The sequence below is a fragment of the Roseofilum sp. SBFL genome, from assembly GCF_017746885.1.
GTDB lineage: Bacteria > Cyanobacteriota > Cyanobacteriia > Cyanobacteriales > Desertifilaceae > Roseofilum.
In genome coordinates this window covers 17,194-35,841 of sequence record NZ_JAGHZH010000184.1, presented here as the reverse complement: position 1 = coordinate 35,841, position 18,648 = coordinate 17,194, and the positions used below count along the sequence as shown (strand labels likewise).

General features: G+C 44.0%; 18 protein-coding genes, 1 other RNA gene and 2 pseudogenes. 8 read left to right on the top strand and 13 right to left on the bottom strand.

Annotated features, from left to right (window positions below; translation table 11 throughout):
- Nucleotides 1-16 precede the first annotated feature (16 nt).
- The 4 genes from J7545_RS20145 (at nucleotide 17) to J7545_RS20130 (ending at nucleotide 2,307) form a co-directional block, all read left to right on the top strand.
- Complete coding sequence (locus J7545_RS20145; protein WP_318701485.1) at nucleotides 17-691, top strand: FHA domain-containing protein; 675 nt, start codon at nucleotides 17-19, stop codon at nucleotides 689-691.
- A 76-nt stretch (nucleotides 692-767) separates the two neighbouring features.
- A complete protein-coding gene (locus J7545_RS20140; protein ID WP_318701484.1) occupies nucleotides 768-1,175 on the top strand; it encodes an FHA domain-containing protein in 408 nt (135 codons plus the stop codon).
- Between the two features lie 104 nt (nucleotides 1,176-1,279).
- Nucleotides 1,280-1,435, top strand: coding sequence for a hypothetical protein (locus J7545_RS20135; protein ID WP_318701483.1), 156 nt, complete (start codon nucleotides 1,280-1,282; stop codon nucleotides 1,433-1,435).
- Between the two features lie 443 nt (nucleotides 1,436-1,878).
- Entirely contained in the window at nucleotides 1,879-2,307 is a 429-nt protein-coding gene (locus tag J7545_RS20130) for an FHA domain-containing protein (RefSeq protein WP_318701482.1), read from the top strand.
- Nucleotides 2,308-2,369: 62 nt separating this feature from the next.
- Here the strand turns inward: J7545_RS20130 and pgeF are convergent, their stop codons facing one another.
- A complete protein-coding gene (pgeF, locus tag J7545_RS20125) occupies nucleotides 2,370-3,143 on the bottom strand; it encodes a peptidoglycan editing factor PgeF (protein WP_318720064.1) in 774 nt (257 codons plus the stop codon).
- Nucleotides 3,144-3,323: 180 nt separating this feature from the next.
- Between pgeF and J7545_RS20120 the strand changes: the two are divergent.
- Nucleotides 3,324-4,421, top strand: a pseudogene (locus J7545_RS20120) (IS4 family transposase).
- Between the two features lie 26 nt (nucleotides 4,422-4,447).
- Nucleotides 4,448-5,704, top strand: coding sequence for a serpin family protein (locus J7545_RS20115; RefSeq protein WP_318720063.1), 1,257 nt, complete (start codon nucleotides 4,448-4,450; stop codon nucleotides 5,702-5,704).
- Nucleotides 5,705-5,892: 188 nt separating this feature from the next.
- On the opposite strand, the gene J7545_RS20110 is transcribed toward J7545_RS20115, so the two are convergent.
- The 5 genes and pseudogenes from J7545_RS20110 to J7545_RS20090 all read right to left on the bottom strand — a co-directional run bounded on the left by J7545_RS20110 (nucleotide 5,893) and on the right by J7545_RS20090 (nucleotide 7,731).
- On the bottom strand, nucleotides 5,893-6,309 hold the full coding sequence (locus J7545_RS20110) for a hypothetical protein (RefSeq protein ID WP_318701633.1): 417 nt from the start codon (nucleotides 6,307-6,309) through the stop codon (nucleotides 5,893-5,895).
- An 8-nt stretch (nucleotides 6,310-6,317) separates the two neighbouring features.
- Nucleotides 6,318-6,698 carry a phasin-related domain-containing protein gene (locus J7545_RS20105; protein WP_318701635.1) on the bottom strand — a complete coding sequence of 127 codons (381 nt, stop codon included), beginning with the start codon at nucleotides 6,696-6,698 and terminating at the stop codon, nucleotides 6,318-6,320.
- A gap of 24 nt (nucleotides 6,699-6,722) precedes the next feature.
- Nucleotides 6,723-6,819, bottom strand: an RNA gene (gene ffs / locus J7545_RS20100) — signal recognition particle sRNA small type.
- Nucleotides 6,820-6,932: 113 nt separating this feature from the next.
- Nucleotides 6,933-7,067: pseudogene (locus J7545_RS20095) on the bottom strand (PKHD-type hydroxylase); the annotation flags it as partial.
- Complete coding sequence (locus tag J7545_RS20090) at nucleotides 7,039-7,731, bottom strand: hypothetical protein (RefSeq protein ID WP_318701638.1); 693 nt, start codon at nucleotides 7,729-7,731, stop codon at nucleotides 7,039-7,041. The pseudogene J7545_RS20095 and the gene J7545_RS20090, both read right to left, overlap by 29 nt.
- Nucleotides 7,732-8,070: 339 nt before the next feature.
- Between J7545_RS20090 and J7545_RS20085 the strand changes: the two genes are divergently transcribed.
- Nucleotides 8,071-8,769, top strand: a complete 699-nt coding sequence (locus tag J7545_RS20085; RefSeq protein ID WP_318701639.1) for a class I SAM-dependent methyltransferase — start codon at nucleotides 8,071-8,073, stop codon at nucleotides 8,767-8,769.
- 89 nt (nucleotides 8,770-8,858) lie between these two features.
- On the opposite strand, the gene J7545_RS20080 is transcribed toward J7545_RS20085, so the two are convergent.
- From J7545_RS20080 to J7545_RS20050, 7 genes are all read right to left on the bottom strand, one after another.
- Complete coding sequence (locus J7545_RS20080) at nucleotides 8,859-10,061, bottom strand: ribulose bisphosphate carboxylase small subunit (protein ID WP_318701640.1); 1,203 nt, start codon at nucleotides 10,059-10,061, stop codon at nucleotides 8,859-8,861.
- Nucleotides 10,062-10,168: 107 nt separating this feature from the next.
- Nucleotides 10,169-10,987, bottom strand: a complete 819-nt coding sequence (locus tag J7545_RS20075) for a hypothetical protein (RefSeq protein ID WP_318701642.1) — start codon at nucleotides 10,985-10,987, stop codon at nucleotides 10,169-10,171.
- A 92-nt stretch (nucleotides 10,988-11,079) separates the two neighbouring features.
- A complete protein-coding gene (locus J7545_RS20070) occupies nucleotides 11,080-13,209 on the bottom strand; it encodes a tetratricopeptide repeat protein (RefSeq protein WP_318720061.1) in 2,130 nt (709 codons plus the stop codon).
- Nucleotides 13,199-14,554, bottom strand: coding sequence for a P-loop NTPase fold protein (locus J7545_RS20065; protein ID WP_318701646.1), 1,356 nt, complete (start codon nucleotides 14,552-14,554; stop codon nucleotides 13,199-13,201). Before J7545_RS20065 ends, J7545_RS20070 begins: the two co-directional genes overlap by 11 nt.
- Before the next feature lie 131 nt (nucleotides 14,555-14,685).
- Nucleotides 14,686-15,027, bottom strand: coding sequence for a ribulose bisphosphate carboxylase small subunit (locus tag J7545_RS20060; protein WP_271942267.1), 342 nt, complete (start codon nucleotides 15,025-15,027; stop codon nucleotides 14,686-14,688).
- A 52-nt stretch (nucleotides 15,028-15,079) separates the two neighbouring features.
- Nucleotides 15,080-15,466 carry a RuBisCO chaperone RbcX gene (gene rcbX, locus J7545_RS20055; protein WP_318701650.1) on the bottom strand — a complete coding sequence of 129 codons (387 nt, stop codon included), beginning with the start codon at nucleotides 15,464-15,466 and terminating at the stop codon, nucleotides 15,080-15,082.
- A 125-nt stretch (nucleotides 15,467-15,591) separates the two neighbouring features.
- The gene (locus J7545_RS20050; protein ID WP_271942261.1) at nucleotides 15,592-17,022 is read right to left on the bottom strand and encodes a form I ribulose bisphosphate carboxylase large subunit; all 1,431 of its coding nucleotides are present in this window, start codon (nucleotides 17,020-17,022) and stop codon (nucleotides 15,592-15,594) included.
- A gap of 506 nt (nucleotides 17,023-17,528) precedes the next feature.
- Between J7545_RS20050 and gcvT the strand changes: the two genes are divergently transcribed.
- On the top strand, nucleotides 17,529-18,626 hold the full coding sequence (gcvT, locus tag J7545_RS20045) for a glycine cleavage system aminomethyltransferase GcvT (RefSeq protein ID WP_318701652.1): 1,098 nt from the start codon (nucleotides 17,529-17,531) through the stop codon (nucleotides 18,624-18,626).
- Nucleotides 18,627-18,648 lie beyond the last annotated feature (22 nt).

Sequence of the window (18,648 nt, the reverse complement as noted above, 5' to 3'; positions counted from 1 at the left end):
CCTTTCCATTGATCCTATGATTGTTTGTCCAAATTGTACTCACCAAAACCCTGATGGCGCTCAAGTATGCGAAGCTTGTTATACTGAGCTTCCTGCTCTAACGACTTGTCCTAACTGTGGAGCAGCCGTTCAGCAAGATGCCACGTTTTGTGGTCAATGTGGAACCGCCTTAAAAGTTACGTCTGTTTCCACCGCCAATCTTGATGCAGAGGAAGAAGTCTTAGAAATTCCTCCCTTAGTCGAACCCGATCCTCTGGTGACTCCGGAACCCATTGCCAGCTCTAGCTCCGAATTATCCATAATAACAGAAGTGGAAGCCGAACCCTCCACTCCAGTCAAAATAAACCGGTTAACTGAACTGCAATCAGCCAGTGCCTCCCTGGTTCATCTCTCTACCAAGGATCGACTTGAGTTATCCAATCATCTTTCGGTTTTACATATCGGGAAACCCAATGACCGTATTCCCCCAGATATAGATGTTTCTGGTTTTGCCCACGCAGATGTAGTCTCGCGGGTTCATGCTGCTATTCGCATTGAAAACGGCGAGTATTACATCGAAGATCTCGCAAGTTCCAATGGAACCTATATTAATCACTTACCCCTAAGTCCAGGCAATCGCTATCGCTTAAAAACCGGCGATCGCATTACATTAGGTAAAAATGATCTGGTAAGCTTTGTATTTGAACTGTGATCATCTCCAGATTATTCCTTAACTCAACGAAAACAAACAGCAGACCCCTACTCCTCGTTATTTACCTGTTACTGATGTGATTACCCTAACCTTGTTACATCCTCTCAAAGATACCCCCATTCAGCATTGGCAATTTACACAAGAATCCCTTGTGCGAATTGGACGCTCTACAGATAATCATGTCGTTCTCTATAGTGCGGTGGTTTCCCGTCACCATGTGGAACTCCGCCTTGGCGAGGAATCTTGGGATGTGGTGAACCTGGGAACTAATGGTACATATCTCGACGATCGGCGGATTGAACAAATGCCGATTACTGGTGAAGTGGTGATTCGACTGGCTCGTTCTGGGCCGAAGATTCAGATTAAAACCGATTTTGACCAGGAGCAATCGTCGTCTTCTCCTCTGGATCGAAAATCTATCGATCCATCTATACCGGCAATTAAGGAGAAAATTAATAAAATGACGACGGCGATCGATCCATAGGGATTAGTCTCACTGGTTTATATCAGATGGATTAACAGTAATGAATCAGGAAAAATTTAAGGGGAAATATCGAGTTTCCTCAGCGCGGTTACAATCCTGGGATTATGGTTCAAATGGATGGTATTTTATCGATTATTGGAAGTTATAAATCTGCGGTAACCAAACCTGCACGCCGCTTAGGGTTTGAATGGTTTTGGCAATCTCGTTTTCACGATCGTATTATTCGGGATAAACAATCTTATTTACGGATTGGAGAATAGGTGGTCAATAATCCCCATATAGCGCTTTGCGCTAGGGAATAGGGAATAGGGAATAGGGAATAGGCTTTTGGTACATAGCTTTGAGGATTCAACACTGTCCCTCATAACAGCGCAAAGCGCTGTAATTGGCAAGATGATTGTTTCTATGGATGATTGTAGGTAATATAAAATCCAGATTATTGATGCGACACATTACTATCATAGTAGAGACAAGACAGACTTTGTCTCTACTTAAAATTTTCCTTCCTTTGAAGAAATTCTCTTAACAAAATTATTGCGTATCGAGATTAGAAATTCTGAGATCTCTCTATGTTTGTGAGGGTAGAAACCAATCGCCTGAGTCAGTCGAGTCGAGTTATAATGATTATCTATAATGAGTCCCTGTATTTTTCCTAATTGTTGACTATAGTTTTGCTTAATTTAAACTCTATCAGGATAATTTTATGTCAGCGCTTACAATATCTTTGATGCATCCGACTCAACCTGTAGCGATGCATAGTTGGACGTTTGAACCGGATCGAGACGAACCTATTCGTATTGGTCGTTCTCACGATAATGACATTGTAGTGTATAGTTCTGTGGTCTCCCGCCATCACGCAGAGCTATGGCCAAGTGAAGAGGGTTGGAATCTCAAGGGATTTGGTTCAAATGGTACGTTTGTTAACCAACAGTTGGTCACACAGGATGTCTTAGAGGATGGCTCGATCGTCCGTTTAGGCAATTCTGGGCCGAGATTGCGAATTCGTCTAGGAGTGAGCGATCCGAAGGCGAAGCTGGTGAGAAAATGCGATCGCAAACTGAATGCGGAACTGAGTGAAGCTGATAAACATAGTACGTTTATCAATACCCCTCAAATGCAATCGGATGATTAAGGAATGACTGAGAGCAACTTGCCTCTCAAGACTCCCTTGAAGGGAAGAGTCATTTTTAATATTTAATTTTTCATTGAAGTCAGGATACCTGACCACTGAACTGATTTGAGTCGATCGCGCCGATAAGAAAAGAACCGATGCTGATTTTGATAGGTACAATAGGGAGCGATCGCCACTTGTTCTCCATGGACTCCCAACTGTTGCAGTTGCCTGAGATTGACCTGGCGTACATCTAAGCGGATGCGATCGGGTTCAGAATCGGGCCATAAGACCGAATGTTTCCCTCCTGATAACTGCTCGATCCAATCTGGAGTACTCTCGCCTTGAATCAGAGTTTTTCCTACCTGTTGAGCCACATCTAATCCTACCTGATACTCTCCTCCAGAAATCGCCGGCCCTAGGGCAATCCGCAGATCTTCGAGCCGCGTCCCTAATGCTTGAAAACGGGCGATCGCCTCCGGGACAATTTCCGCCGCCGTCCCCCGCCAGCCTGCATGAAGAGCTGCCACCTGTCCTGTACCTAAATCTCCGATTAACACCGGCACACAATCAGCCGAACACACCCAAACCGAATCATGGGCATTTTCCGATAACAAACCATCGGCTTCTGGACGCTCAACCCCCAAACTTTCCACCTCTGAAGGGGTCAAAACCCGTGGCCCGTGGACTTGTTTTACCCGATATACTCGGGCCTGCTCATCCAGAAGAGGTGCTAAAGATTCAGGTGTTTGCGGCGCAAACTGGCGGGTAAAAAAACCATGCTTCCAAGGGTCGAGTAAGCTACAGGTCAGATAGGTCAACCCTTGAGCCATCTGCCAATGCCAAAGTGAGCTCATCAAAAATTTGGAGTCTGAAACCCCATCCTTTTAGGAGGGCCTTACTCTCGTATTTTACCACGATCACAAATTCTATGCTATTCTGAAAGGATTTATAGCTTCTCAGTACAGGACAAAAAACTTGAAAAGGATGCAAGGAGAGGGTTTGATAGAAGTTACCACAAAATCAATCAGACCCTCATGCAATACAGTAACTCGATTCGAGAGCAATTATGACCCCATCTCGGTTGGCATGGAGCCAGACTATCTTTCATCGCCTTGTTCATCATCGCTGTGTTCAGAGCCAAAACGGTGAACCTAGCTGAACTGGCAACAGTCTGGGGAGCAAGAGCGGCTGAAGCGTCAAATTATAAACAAATGCAGCGATTTTTCCGCTCTTTTGAAATGGAGATTGATAAGTTCGCACTGATGGTGATGAGCATTGCTCAAATTCCCCAACCCTGGGTGTTGAGCATCGATAGGACCAACTGGTCATTCGGCAAGACCCACTTCAATATCCTCATGCTGTCTGTGGTGCATGAGGGTATCGGCTATCCCTTGATGTGGACAATGCTGAAGAAAAACAAAGGCAACAGTAATAGTGAAGAGCGTATGGACTTGTTGGAGCGCTTGGAAGCCCTCTTTCCCGGAGTAAAGATTGCCTATTTAACCGGTGACCGGGAGTTTGTTGGTAAGCCTTGGCTCTCATTTGTGATGATAGACCAGCCAATTCCCTTCCGTCTGCGCATTCGTCAAACCGACAAGATTAGTCGAGGTCGGGGTCAACCGGCCATTGCTTGTGTTCATCTGTTTCGCTCTCTCTCCATCGGTGAGCAGCGAGTTCTACCGGGACGACGCTGGGTTTGGGGTCGCCCGGTTTATATCATAGGAGTGCGCCTTGAGCCCAAACAGAAGAAACAAAAAAGTGATGATGATTTTCTCATTCTCATCACCGAATACTCTCCCCGCACTGCTTTGGCCGACTATGGTCGTGGCTGGGGAATTGAAACCCTCTTTGGAGCACTCAAGAGGCAGGGATTTTGCCTAGAATCGACTCATTTTACCGAGCGCGAGCGTCTATCGAAGTTGCTGGCTCCTTTAGCCCTGGCCTTTGTCTGGGCGATGAAAGCCAGAATCTGGCGACATGCTCAAAAGCCAATTCGTCTCATTGAAGCTCAGGGTCGCCGTGCCCGTAGCCTGTTCCGCTATGGTTGTGACCTCCTGCGCCGCTTTTTCATTGACCCTCTCTCTTTTTCTGACTCTCTCTTTCAACCCATAAAACTTTTGTCCTGTACTTAGAGACCCCTTATGCTGGAGCGCTAATCATGACTGTACTAACTCTGAAAAAGCTCGGTATGCTGATGACAACGGGTTTAGTCCTCTTGGGGTTATGGGGATGTTTTCGCCCGACTACTCCAGGAGCGATCGCCTCATCTCCCATTGTATCTGCAACCAATACTGGTGTGAATCCCCAATTGACCGATGCTCATACCCGCTTTAGCTTTAAGCTATGGCAGCAATTATTAGCACAAGAAGAAACTAAAAATATCTTTATTTCGCCTTCGAGTGTGGCGATCGCCCTTACCATGACTTACAATGGGGCATCTGGAGACACTCAAACGGCTATGGCAAATGCCTTAGAGCTACAAGGCATGAGTTTAAATGACATTAATCAAGCCTATGCTACGCTCAAGCAGCGTTTAGAAAATACGGATGAGTCCATTGAACTGAGCATCGCTAATTCTCTGTGGGGTAGAAATGATGTGAACTTTAAGGCAGATTTTCTACAACAAACGAAAACCTATTACGATGCTAAGGTGCGATCGCTAGATTTTACCGATCCCGCTACTCCTAAGCACATCAATAATTGGGTGCAACGGCAAACTAAAGGCAAAATCCCCCAAATTGTCGATCGGATCAATCCTGACGATCTCCTATTCCTCATCAATGCCACCTATTTTCATGGACAATGGCAAAACGAATTTAACCCAACTCTCACCCAAGAGCGTCCTTTTTATCTCCTCAACGGGCAAGAAAAACAACATCCCATGATGTTCCAAACCGGGAGTTATGATTATCTAGAAAATGAGCAGTTTCAAGCCATTCGCTTACCCTATGGTGATGGGCGATTTAGTCTCTATGTATTTTTGCCTCAACCTGAGCAAAACTTATCCCAATTTTATGCCCAACTCAACAGTAGCATCTGGCAAACTTGGCTCGGTCAATTTCAAGAGAATGAAGGTTCGATTGCCCTACCTAAATTTCAACTCGAATATGGTGTAGAACTCAAACCCGTTTTGTCTGCATTAGGCATGGATCTGGCGTTTAGTCAACAAGCTGATTTTTCTGAAATTAGCGATATTTCTGCCAAGATCGATGGAGTCAAACATAAAACCTTTGTAGAAGTGAACGAAAAAGGAACAGAAGCGGCTGCGGTTACCTCCGTCGGCATTGTTGCTACTTCTATTCGTCCACCCTCTAATCCATTTGAAATGGTCGTCGATCGCCCCTTTTTCTGCGCTATTTACGACCACGAAACCCAAACGCCTTTGTTCTTTGGATCAATTGTTAACCCTGAATAATAAATCGATAATATAGTAATTCTCTCTTCTATGAAGTATAGCTTGAAGCCTTAGCCCCTAAGGAATACGAGCTATTCCCTATTCCCTAGCACGAAGCGCTATATCAAGAGTTGACAAGGAGACTCGATAGTAGAGAATAGGGGAGGAATAGGGAGAGGAAACTTGGTCATCCAATTCAAGAGACCTTTTTAGCTCCCGTCCATTCCTGCCCAGTCTCGACAAGAAGCATCTTCCGGTCCGTAGGGATGCATCCCACAAACCAACAGGTTACCCCCATACACTTGTCCGTGGTAATGACAACATCCCACGCAAGCTTGATGTTCAGGGTTTATCGGGAATTGCTCTAAATCCCCAAAAGGATTGTAATATGGCTCCTCTTCCCTAGACTCTAATGGGGAGTCTTCAATGGGTTCTAACCATTCATTTAAAGAAGCTTCTAGATCTCGAAAGAGCAGATCGTCGAGAGTTTCAGCAATCTCGATGGTGATTTCCGCCATCTCACTAACCCACTCTCCTAATTCTTCTTCGACTTCCTGAAAAAACTCTTCAACTCCAGTAGTAAAGCTTTCACAGAGATTCTGCCACTCTTTTTGCCAATCTTCCATAACTTTACTTAATCTTTCTGAAGGCGCTTCAGCTCCTCTTTGAGTTGATCGACTCGATCGCGCAACTCGTCAACTTGCTCCTCATCTGTAGAAGGTTCTGGCTCCTCATCATCCAAAATTTCGATCCGACGAGGTTCTTTGAGCGTTTCTCCTGAATAGGTTTCGGTTTCTTGCTGATTGACTTGTTGTTGAGCGCGATTGACAATTTCTTCGACCATGCGCTTGGCTTCTTCAGCCGTAATTTCTCCGCGCTCTACCATTTCATTGGCTAACTTTTGGGCTTGAGGGCGCAGATCGGCGATCGCACTTCCAGCCTTTTCCCCTGCATAGGATGCCACCCCAACTCCCATATAGAATGCTTTCTTGACGAAATCTCCTAAACCTGGCATCTCTGAATCCTCGTTCTGACACAGGGCGACCCGGAGTTTACGCCTATTACAAGCATCTCGTATTGCTGCTACCTTCCGGTCCTGACAAGGTTTGAGCGTTGTAATCGCATAAGTCCGGGTCTGGAATCTAGCATAACACTTTAATCGACAGTTGAGGAGATTTCTTTTAGAAAAAAGGGGATGTTTAAGAGAAAAGGGTTGATCCATTACCCAGTCTCTAGCGCCATAACTTGGTCACTCTGCCCATTTTCTGAGCAAATTAGCCACACTTTTGGCAATCAGATCGAATTCGCTCGTTTTACCCTCCCGAGCATATAACGAGCGTTTTACTGTTTCTAAGTCAAACAAAATTTCTCGCCGATCGCGATCGCTTCATTGTATCGGCAATGGTTGCATAAAGCTCATTGGCATAAACAACAAACCCTCTAGAATCTTGATATTCTATAATTTCTACAAATCGGTTATCGGCGATCGCCGCTTCATATTCGGCTGCTGCTGTTTCCAACACTCTACCGATGACTTCCAATACAAACTCTGGAGACTCCCTTAAATCTTTAGGGACTGCCATCATTGCGCCATCAATTGCCCTGACAGAGGTTTGGAACCGAGTTCTGAGTCGGGCACTCTGAGGATCGAATTTAACTAAATCATGAAGTTCATTTAGGGTCGTATCAAATTGGGGTACATTGCGATCGGTCAATTGTTCCTCTACATCACCATAGAGTTCTTCTACTGGATGTCCAATATGTGGCTCTGCCTGAGTGTATTCCCCTGCTTCGATTAATTCTTCCGCTACAATCAAATGGCCTTGCATCAGAGCTAGAGCAGTCATATAATCCACATCCGGATCGCCTGAACTTCCCCCTCCTTCGCCCGCTTCACCCCCTTGCTTACTATGTCCATGGCCCTGTTCGCTTGCCATATTCAGGGTTTCCAGGGTTGAAACCGATTCTTGGTTTTGACTTTGGCGATACACAGTTGCCCCACTACTCGCACCCATAGTTGTCACTAAACCGACCGGGAACTCTGTCATTTAAGTTCCAACTGATAAAAGTGACTACACTGAAGAACTAAGGGAAACACTTTATTAAGAATAATTTCTAAGAGTCAAAATGCAAAGTCGGATAAAGGGTTGGGGAAAGAGCGATCGCCAACCGAGCAATAAAATTCTATACTCATTGAATGAAGATGGTGAAGATTGTTACTAAAATCACCTCTTTTAGTGAACAATTGCCATCATCTCGCTGTAGAATAGAGGAAATAGAGTTTAATTCTCTCTCACGATGTACCACCAGGCTATTCCCTAGAACTTTTCCTGTCTACGATAGCCCAAAGCAGTATATCTCATGACCACTAGCTGGGAGTAAATACGATGACATCTCTTAAAGACTGGATCTGGAACGAGCGCCAACAAATTGGTAAAGATTACGAATCTATTGAAGAAGTTGCTTTATATGATGAAAGCCACTCAAAGTTTCGTGACCTCAAGCTAGAAAGCCATGAAATACTCAAGTTAATTGGGGCAAAGCCCGGAATGAAACTTCTTGATATTGGCTGTGGCACTGGCATCTTTGCCATAGAAGCCTCCAAGAAAGGATTGGACGTAACGGCTATTGATGTTTCTAACACCATGCTTGAATACGCTAAGGCAAAGGCTAATGAAGCAGAAGTCTCAATCACCTTTGAGGAAGGTGGATTTCTGACTCATACCAGTCCCCCAAGTCATTACGATCTAATCACATCTTCTTTTTCCTTTCACCATCTCCCAGACTTCTTCAAATTCATTGCTCTCGATAGATTGCGAAGATTGATTAAAAGTGATGGTAAATTATTTATTCAGGACGTAATCGTTGAACAGAATAACTATGAACCTAATGTGAACCAGTTTATAGATCGCCAGGAGTCAGTTGGTGGCGACTTTTTAAGAGAGGATGCAATTGTCCATTTCCAGGAAGAATATTCTACTTTTGACTGGATTCTTGAGGAACTCTTTAGGAAGGCTGGCTTTCAGATTGTAGACAGCTCCATTCAAGGTGGATTGCTGGGTCGATATCTATGTAGCCTTGCCTAGCCCTTTATAAGTTCTACGCGCTAGGGAATAGCTTGTATTGCTTAGAGTTTAAAGATTTAAGCTGTATTCTTCCAGAAGAGAGAAGCGCTCTACGGTTTTTGAATTAGGGTCTCTAGAATGCGCTGTTTGCGTTGGCGATCGATCGCAATTAACCGGATATATTCATGGGGATGCTCTTCTAAAATACCGCTCAATTGGAAAAGTGCCTCTTGCAGACTTTGAGCCGATATGGGGCCAGCATTTTGCCACGATCCCGTCCGAAATCTGCGAGAATCAGCGATTTCTACACCTAAACTGTAGCCTCCCTCTAGAATCTGTTGCACTTGTTGAGTAACCTCTGAGGGGAGATTAATAGAGGGAGAATTTGGGGATAATTCCTCTGTCACTCTGGGAGAGGGTGCTGTTGTAGATTCGGGTTTGGGTTGATAAGTGTGGGATAATTTCAGCCGGTTAATGTGCTGCTGCTGTTCTTGCAATTGTTCTGCCATTTGCAGCAGTTGCTCTAAACTCCAGGTTTGGCTGGGAAATTCGGGCGGTTTTTCTTTACTATTAACCAATCGTTTGCCAATTTGGTCATAGCCGACGGTTTCGAGCAGGTGTAAAATTTGGTCATCATACAGGCGCGATCGCAGAACGGCGAAGAAATCAATCGGTTGTTCGGGGAAGCGATCGATTAACTGTTCAATAGTTGCACTGGAAAGACGATCTGGAGCAAAGATACCACTAACAATGCCTACTTTATCTTGGCGATCGGGTTCCCAATAGAATTTTTCCATCCGTCCATCCCGAATGAGGGGAGCGTAGAGCGTGGAAAAGTCGTTTCCCGTGACAATAATGGGGACGCGATGTAGGGGGGTGGGATCGTAGCTTCCGGGAAGTTGCACATCCGTGGGGCGATCGGCAATATTCATTAATGTCCCATGTACCAATTGCGTATTTACCGTATACTGGGTACGCTCATCTAAACGACCTGCCCCCGCATCCAAATCATTAATCATTAATACCGTCATCTTCCCCCGCACCTTAATTAATTCAGCCGCTTCCCGATAGCGCAACCGAATTAACCGAGACGGATCTCCTGCATCCGGACTTTCCAATTCTCCCGCAGACATATGGATAACTTCCACCCCCATCTTCTCAAAGATTAATTCACATTGAAACGTTTTCCCTTCTCCCTTGCGTCCATGAATCCCTAAAATCAGAGGAACCGGCACTTGAGGTAAATCTAAGAAATTCTTGGTGATATGGATAGCAACTTTATTGAGAAATTGAGGCGCAATATAATAAGTCATACAGATTCTGATGCCATCTATCCGATACAGGGACTGAACTTCAGTATTGTATCAGGAAACATGCTGGCTGTATTACTTGCAGGAAGTTGATGATTAAATTGTTGACTTCAGTTAGCAGAAGCTAGTGATATTTTTGCCCAAACAGTCTCATGATTTTCATCCATCATCACAGTTGTGATCTCTTCAACCTTCAGCCTAGAATTAGGAGGAATAATACCCTTAATACTTGCCAACCTTGTACCTCGCTCCCTTAAATTTATCGAAGTCATTGTTTCAATAGTGTTCTGCGTTTCAGGAATTGTATCTTGCTTAATCGTTTTAGTATTATCGTCCTCCAACGTTTGACTACCAGACCGGATTTTACCCAAATAAATCCATCCCTCTACATTCGATTGCTCTTCCGTGAGCTTTTGCAAAAGTTCTTTATCCGGACGATTGGCTATTTCTGCGTTACTATAGAACTCCATCTCAGGATTTTGGGCAGTTTGCACACTGCTCAATTTATCGCGAATATAACCCTTAAATTCGTCGGTCACAGAGTCATCATCAAGGATTAATCCCGATATAGTTTGAGTAAGTGCTTGATTCTGACTGGATATAGGAATCGTGAACAAAATTCGTTTTTCATCATCATCTTCAGCTAAATTATAAAGACTAATCAGGGCAATTTTAGCTTTAGTGTTGTCTTCCCCAGCTAAATTTTCCAACTGTGCCTGAATTAGCTCAACAAACTTTTGCACTCTTTGATTTTCTTGTGCCTGTTCTTTAAGCTCTGTCTGTATTTCTGCTGAATTTCTTGCCGCTATAGTCGCTTGCCACGATGTGTAAATCCCAAAAATAGCGACGATGATACTGACCCCAATCTGTAATTGTTCTAACAATACTTTAGGATTTCCAGATGGAGATCTGCTCTTTGGCTCATTCATAAAATGCATTCCTATGAATTAAATAAAATCGACTAAGTGTTAAAATTTTATATATCTCTTCTCAATTATTGGATCGGGATTTAGGTTGCGTTTTATCTATCCGATGAGTTTTGCTCTAAGCTCCACAGTAATATCTTGTTGTTCGTTGCTTTAGCATAGTTATAAACCTCTTGCCATTCAGGTGTACTGCGATCCAGCTTAGATAAGCTTTGTGAATACTTAAAATTACTTAAGCATTGTTTAAAAGCTTTCCCCCATTGTCCTGTTCTCAACAGTTGCCTGAATAGTACACCTCGGATGCCTATATTGTACGGTTTGAGTTGTAAAATTGTTTCGTAACAGGCGATCGCCTCTTTACGACTTTTAAGTTTAATTAAGCTTAAGGCCAAATTGTTGTAAGCTAGAATATAATCTGCTTTGATTTCTATCGCTTTTTCATAATTAGATACCGCTTCTTCATGCCGTCTTAGTTTACCCAAAGCAACACCACGACTGTACCAAGAATTTGAGTTGTTTTTGTCAATCTGTATGGCTCTATCAAAGCAGTGAATTGCTTCTTCATATTTTCCTAAGTCATCGCAAAGTATTGCACCCATTGTATTCCAAGCATCAAGGTATTCCGGGTTCAGTTCTATCACTTTTTTGCAACTAGATATAGCTTCCTCATATCGTTCTAGCTTACGCAAAGCAATACCATGATTGTGCCACGCAGAAGGGTAGTTTGATTGCAGCTCTATTGCTTTTTCGCAACTAGATAGAGATTCTCCATACCTTCCTGATTTACGCAAAGCAACACCACGGTTGTACCACGCAGTAGAGTTTTTTTTATCAATTTTTATAAGCTCATCAAAGCAGTAAATTGCTTCTTCATACCTCTCTAAATTATCACAAAGTATTGTACCAAGATTATTCCAAGGATTAGTGTAGCCTGGTTGTGTCTCTATCGCTTTTTTGTAACTATCTATAGCCTTTTGATCTTGTCGCAATTTCTGTAACGCAACACCACGGCTATGCCAAGAAGCTGAGAAATTTGGTTCAATCTCTATCGCTTTATCAAAACTCTTAATTGCTTCCTCATATCTCCCTAAATCATCACAAAGAATTACACCCATATTATTCCAAGTAGAAGCGTCATCTGGTCGCATTACAATTGATTTTTCACAACTTTTTACTGCCTCCTCATACTGTCCTAGTTCACGCAAAGCTTTACTGCGATTACGCCATGCAGAATAGTCGTCTGGTTCCAGTTCAATTGATTTGTCATAACTCAATAAAGACTCTTCATATCGTCCCAATTTACCCAAAGCAACACCACGATTGTGCCAAGCCGATGAAAAACTTTGATCTTTTTCTATCGCTCTATCAAATTTAGAGATGGCCTCTTCAACTCGTCCTAAATCATCGCACAAAGTTGCTCCCCACGTATTCCAAGCTCTCACATAGCTTGGATCGAATTCAGTAGCTTTCCTATAGCAAGAAATAGCATTCTCATAACTTTCTTCACTGTCAAATAATAATCCTTGCTTGACTAATAAATTAGCTTTTTGTTCGGCTTCCATATCAGAAGATGTTATGATATTCTTCAGCTCTGCAATTCGCTCTAGGCGTTCTGCACTGGAGAGTTGGCAATACTCCTTATATTTAGATTCCAGTACCCAGTCAATCATTGCACGATCGCTCTTGTCTTGAGGTAAAATAAACAAGCCTACCCGCCAATCATAAAAATCGGGTGCGCGAAATCTAAAATATTGCACTGCAAAATAAGGCAACAGAAAGACAATAGCACAAGGAACATTTGTCCATAGATTTTCTCGGACTTGATTTAAATGATTTAATAAGGGGGGGACATCCTGAAGACTATAATTAGAAATTTTGTCGTCATCCCAACCTAACGAGCGTTTCGCATCCTCATAAGTAAATAAAGCTTCCTCAATTCTTCGTACAACCAAGACTCTGAATTGTTCTTGGTCATATCTAGCTTTTGCTTCGGCATAAAAGGTTCTGGTTTGAGCCTCCAAATCCATGAGTGCAACCCGATTGACACCAAAACTATTTTGCAATCGCTCAATTACTTCTCTTTCTTTATCTTGTCCGCATTGGACAAAAAACCAGCCTGCACCCTCATTATTACGAACGGCACGGATTAACTCGGCAAAAACCTCTTCTTCCGTTTCGGGTTCTAATTCATCTTCATCCCAATCCAGAATATCTTCAACTTTCATTTTTTTCCTCCCGATACTTTTGCCAACGCTCTTTAAATAGTTTAGATCCACGAATTAAAGGATGCACAGTATGCCAAGGATTTGGCGCTTCATACTCATCAACAAAACAATATTCTAAAATGCAACGCCTATAGAGTAAGTCGCGATACTCTGGCTCGTTATATCTGCGTTTAACGCGATAAACATTAAAGAGCAACGGCCAATCAGACTCTTGTAAGGTCTCCATATATCCCCGTCGATATCGACCAATGGCTCGTTTGACTGCTTTTTGCTTAATCGGTAATTCGGTACTTTGATTAATCGCATCTCGTACCATATGCATCAAGTCCCGCAAATGTCCGCCACAACTAATACACAACAATTGTATAGTTTCTTCAGAATCAAAAATATGGGGCACTAATTCTAAATCGCTCGCGCAGGCGGCTCGTTTCTCTAGAGCTGTTCGTAACTTGTTCATTCCAGCTTCTAAAACTTGACCATCCTGAGATTCCACCATAATCATGGGCAGAACTTGAGGAGTTCCGTAGATATCTTGCAGTTCACTAGCTGCCCTAGAATAGAGTAAAGCAATGGGTGCGGTGTAGATGATATCGCATTTTAACCCCCGCATTAATTCGGAGCGGTTAATATAAATATCTTCTAGATTCGTTTGTCCATTTTCATCAACCTGAATCGGAACAATCCGGTCGAGATTATCGGCAATAATAACTACCTTATTTTCCGAATTCTGACTAGATGCTTTAGCACTTTCAATAAATTCGTTCAGTGCTTTAACTAAGGATTCGGTATTGGGTTCAACTAGCTCTCGAATTTGCCTTCGCTTGCTCGGCTCAGTTCGCATCACTGCGGTAATTCGAGTAAATTGAGAAAGAGCAATGCTGACATTAAAATTATCGAGTGAAACTTCAGTTAAAGCAAGCTCGGTTAGTTCTTTCCAGCGAGATCTTAACCAATTGGCGATTGGCAATGGATCTGCCTTATCTTCTAACTCCTTGAGAAGTTGCCGTGTACAAGAAAGGAGGATATCTTGATATTGGGTATCTTGAAAGCTTAAATCTCCTTCATCCTCAGTCGCAGCAGCGAAATAGACCACTACAAATCCATAGTCTTCTAAGTCTTTTTTTAACCGTTTTAACTCTGTGGATTTGCCACCCCCTCGATGTCCGGAGTACAGCAGGCAAGCATTATTCTCCGCCATTTTGATGGGGCCGCCCAACTGTACTAAAATATCTTCATCTCCTCGCACGGAGTTACAATCGACATAGCGAGGATCGTCCGGTTCCAAGGGTACATCCGGTCGGAATGAATTAAATAAGGCTTTGAGGAGACGGTCGGTTTTATTCATGGGGCATCTTCTGAGGTGGCTGTGTGAATCCTGTAGTCGATGTGCTGATTATAGCGTAAGACAAAGGAGGGGCAAGTGACTTACCCCTCCTCAAATCCGACTAATTTACTAATTTATCGCGTCTTTATAACTTAGTAACGACGGAGATTAGCATTAGGTTTGTGAACAATGAAGCTCAGAACTTGACATTGTTTGATGTTGTCAAATCCCATAACGCGAACGTAGCTTTCGCGATATTCTGCACGACAAGCATCAATTTCAGCCATTACTTCGTTAACAGTTTTAGCGTGGAACAGGGGAAGTTTCCACAGCGTCCAGTAGCGCATTTCGGGGCTGGAATCTTCACTAAATTCCACACCAGCAATATAGCCTTGATCCAAAATGTACTGAATTTGCATTTTGATCTGGGCATCAGTCAGGGGAGGCAGGTAAGAAAGCGTTTCGTAACGGCGCTCTTTAGGTAAAGTTTGCATGGTTTTTAAGCAGTTGTGTCTAGAATTTGGACTCGAAGTGATCCAGCAATCATCAATCTGAATCGGTTGGTGATTGGGTATCAGAAGAAGAATCAGGGATATTAAGTTGCGTTACTCGTTCGAGATATTGACGGCGATGTTCTATATTGCCTTGTTGAATATTACTGCGAACCATTTCGGGTAAGAAATCAGTAACTTCTTCAGCTAGATGTTCTCGTACCGTCATTACCCGGAATGCCATCTCTGGTTTGGCTTGGAAAAGCTCATCAAGATAAGCTTCTCCATCCTGAATTTTTCCGGTTGAGGAAAATCCACTGAGCCAAATCGCTTCACCGGGATTGGTTTCTCTTAACTGATTCGTCACTACTTTGACCGCTTGATAGGTGAGATAACTCGCCATTACACGGCTAGTAGCTTTGGCAACGTTTTTAATATCCATGTCCTGATCTCGGCCGCTAGGATGAAAGAATCCCCGATTTTAGAGGGAGATTTGGGGCAAGATTGTGATCGACAACACTCTTGCCTTTTCTTCCTCTTAACGGATGCTCTAACTCTGGGCAGAGATTAGAGGGTATCCATGGCCTCGAACTCGAACTTGATTTCTTTCCACAGTTCGCAAGCAACGGCCAATTCGGGAGACCATTTACAAGCTTCGCGGATTACGTCGCCACCTTCACGGAAGAGGTTGCGACCTTCGTTACGAGCTTGGATACAAGCTTCGAGAGCAACGCGGTTAGCGGTTGCACCAGGAGCGTTACCCCAGGGGTGACCCAAGGTTCCACCACCGAATTGTAAGCAGGAGTCGTCACCGAAGATTTCTACGAGAGCTGGCATGTGCCATACGTGAATACCACCGGAAGCAACGGGCATTACACCAGGCATGGAAGCCCAATCTTGGGTGAAGTAGATTCCGCGTTGACGGTCTTGTTCGATGTGGTCTTCGCGCATGAGGTCAACGAAGCCCATGGTGATGCCTTTTTCACCTTCGAGTTTACCCACAACGGTTCCAGAGTGGAGGTGATCGCCGCCGGACATGCGTAAGCATTTGGCGAGAACACGGAAGTGAATTCCGTGGGCTTTCTGACGGTCGATAACGGCGTGCATGGCACGGTGGATGTGCAGTAGTACGCCGTTGTCGCGACACCATCTAGCGAGGGTGGTGTTGGCGGTGAATCCTCCAGTGAGGTAGTCATGCATGATGATGGGGGTACCGATTTCTTTGGCGAATTCGGCCCGTTGCATCATTTGTTCAACGGTAGGAGCGGTTACGTTAAGGTAGTGACCTTTGATTTCACCGGTTTCTGCTTGAGCTTTTTCGATCGCTTCTTGAACGAATAGGAAGCGGTCTCTCCAGCGCATGAAGGGCTGAGAGTTGATGTTTTCGTCGTCTTTGGTGAAGTCTAGACCACCACGGAGACACTCGTATACTGCACGACCGTAGTTTTTAGCCGATAAACCGAGTTTGGGTTTGATGGTACAACCGAGTAGGGGACGACCGTATTTGTTGAGTTTGTCCCGTTCTACGGTGATACCGTGGGGAGGCCCTTGGAAGGTTTTCAGATAAGCGATGGGAATCCGCATATCTTCTAAACGTAGGGCGCGTAGGGCTTTGAAACCGAATACGTTACCTACGATGGAGGTTAACATATTGGTTACAGAACCTTCTTCAAACAGATCCAGGGGATAAGCTACATAACAAATGTATTGGTTATCTTCTCCAGGAACTGATTCAATATCGTAGCAACGACCTTTGTAGCGATCGAGATCGGTTAATAGGTCAGTCCATACAGTCGTCCAGGTTCCGGTGGACGATTCCGCAGCTACCGCAGCGCCTGCTTCTTCGGGAGGAACGCCCGGTTGGGGGGTCATCCGGAATGCGGCCAGAACGTCGGTATCTTTCGGTGTGTAATCTGGTGTGTAGTAGGTTAATTTGTAATCCTTTACACCAGCTTGGTACCCAGCTTTAGACTGAGTTTGAGTTTGAGCGTAAGACATGAAATCCCTTCCTAAAAACTAGCACTTAATACGTTTTGTGCCGATTGGCTAGATGTTTAAGAATATATCAAGATTTGGGCCACTTTACGTTCACTTCTACTTGTTTTGCAAATAATCCTTACTTATATTTACAGCTACCATTAAGCTTTATGACGAAAATCTTGACAAAAGTCTACAATTATTAAGAAGATATTAGACTTATTTTTTTTGATTTGGGTTGGCGATCGCCAGTAAACAGAACTCCTCTGGGGATCGGTGGGTAAAAAGCCCTATGCTTGAGCCATACGTAATGCAATATAACTTTATCTGGCTGGGGAGGAAGACTAGAGTGTATTGTTACGATATGGACATTATTTGTGACAAAAGGATATAGCGATTTCCCCTTGAGGAATAGGAAAGGTGCTAGTCCCTCATCAAGTAGGGGCGAAAAATTTTTCGCCCTCATGCTTTTCTAGGAGGAGGGCATCTTTTGGTATAGTGCCTGTAGGATCATTGAGACGGTAATCATGGCTTTACTTCATACTCCACTGTTTGACTCGTGCGTAAAACTCAAGGCAAAGATGACTGAATTTTCCGGTTGGGAAATGCCAGTACAATTTTCAGGAATCAAACAAGAACATGAAGCAGTCAGAACCCATGTCGGAATGTTTGACATCTCCCATATGGGCAAATTCTTCCTCAGTGGCGCTTCAGTAATCGCCAGTTTACAAACTCTTGTTCCCTCAGATCTTGCTCGTCTAAAACCGGGCCAAGCGCAATATACGGTACTTCTGAATTCAGAAGGAGGCATTATTGACGATATTATTGTCTATCTGCAAAGCCAAGAAGACAACGGAGAGGAAAAAGTCGCTATTATCGTCAATGCTGCTACTTGTGAGGGCGATCGCCAATGGATACAGCAACATCTCGATCCAGATAAAATCCAATTCGACGACCAAACCCTCAACCAAGCACTGATTGCTCTGCAAGGCCCCAAAGCTCTCGAAACCCTACAAACCCTTGTCACCACTAACCTCTCTTCTATCCCTCGCTTTGGTCACATCCCCATTCCCCTGCTCGGTAGTTGGTCTTTCCTCGCTCGCACCGGCTACACAGGCGAAGACGGAGTAGAAATTATGCTCGATCCAGACACGGCTCTTCAACTCTGGGATACCTTACTGCAAACCGGTGTTATCCCTTGTGGTTTAGGAGCTAGGGATACCCTACGCTTAGAAGCCGCCTTAGCGCTCTACGGTCAAGATATCGATCTCACCACCACCCCCCTAGAAGCGGGTTTGAAATGGTTAGTCCATTTGAAAACTAAAGGCGATTTTATCGGTCGATCGGTGTTAGAAGAGCAGCAAGCAAACGGAGTTTCTAAGCGCTTAGTGGGACTACAAGGAGAAGGTCGTCATATTGCTCGTCATGGCTATCCCCTGTTGGCTAGCGGGGAAGTCGTCTCTGAAGTCGCCAGTGGAACGCTTTCCCCTACCCTCGGTTATCCCATTGCCATGGCATACCTACCGAAAAAATGGGCAAAAATTGGGCAAGAACTTGAAGTGGAAATTCGTGGAAAACGGTATCCGATGAAAGTGGTTAAAAAACCGTTTTATCGTGCTGGGTAATGGATCAACTCAGCAGTTCTGA

Coding starts and splice junctions, on each gene's coding strand:
- J7545_RS20105 (WP_318701635.1), bottom strand. CDS start 6,698: ATGCCAGGTTTAGGAGATTTCGTCAAGAAAGCATTCTATATGGGAGTT.
- J7545_RS20065 (WP_318701646.1), bottom strand. CDS start 14,554: ATGAATAAAACCGACCGTCTCCTCAAAGCCTTATTTAATTCATTCCGA.
- J7545_RS20085 (WP_318701639.1), top strand. CDS start 8,071: ATGACATCTCTTAAAGACTGGATCTGGAACGAGCGCCAACAAATTGGT.
- J7545_RS20110 (WP_318701633.1), bottom strand. CDS start 6,309: ATGGAAGATTGGCAAAAAGAGTGGCAGAATCTCTGTGAAAGCTTTACT.
- J7545_RS20070 (WP_318720061.1), bottom strand. CDS start 13,209: ATGAAAGTTGAAGATATTCTGGATTGGGATGAAGATGAATTAGAACCC.
- gcvT (WP_318701652.1), top strand. CDS start 17,529: ATGGCTTTACTTCATACTCCACTGTTTGACTCGTGCGTAAAACTCAAG.
- J7545_RS20075 (WP_318701642.1), bottom strand. CDS start 10,987: ATGAATGAGCCAAAGAGCAGATCTCCATCTGGAAATCCTAAAGTATTG.
- J7545_RS20050 (WP_271942261.1), bottom strand. CDS start 17,022: ATGTCTTACGCTCAAACTCAAACTCAGTCTAAAGCTGGGTACCAAGCT.
- J7545_RS20080 (WP_318701640.1), bottom strand. CDS start 10,061: ATGACTTATTATATTGCGCCTCAATTTCTCAATAAAGTTGCTATCCAT.
- J7545_RS20090 (WP_318701638.1), bottom strand. CDS start 7,731: ATGACAGAGTTCCCGGTCGGTTTAGTGACAACTATGGGTGCGAGTAGT.
- J7545_RS20145 (WP_318701485.1), top strand. CDS start 17: ATGATTGTTTGTCCAAATTGTACTCACCAAAACCCTGATGGCGCTCAA.
- J7545_RS20135 (WP_318701483.1), top strand. CDS start 1,280: ATGGTTCAAATGGATGGTATTTTATCGATTATTGGAAGTTATAAATCT.
- J7545_RS20115 (WP_318720063.1), top strand. CDS start 4,448: ATGACTGTACTAACTCTGAAAAAGCTCGGTATGCTGATGACAACGGGT.
- J7545_RS20130 (WP_318701482.1), top strand. CDS start 1,879: ATGTCAGCGCTTACAATATCTTTGATGCATCCGACTCAACCTGTAGCG.
- rcbX (WP_318701650.1), bottom strand. CDS start 15,466: ATGGATATTAAAAACGTTGCCAAAGCTACTAGCCGTGTAATGGCGAGT.
- J7545_RS20060 (WP_271942267.1), bottom strand. CDS start 15,027: ATGCAAACTTTACCTAAAGAGCGCCGTTACGAAACGCTTTCTTACCTG.
- pgeF (WP_318720064.1), bottom strand. CDS start 3,143: ATGAGCTCACTTTGGCATTGGCAGATGGCTCAAGGGTTGACCTATCTG.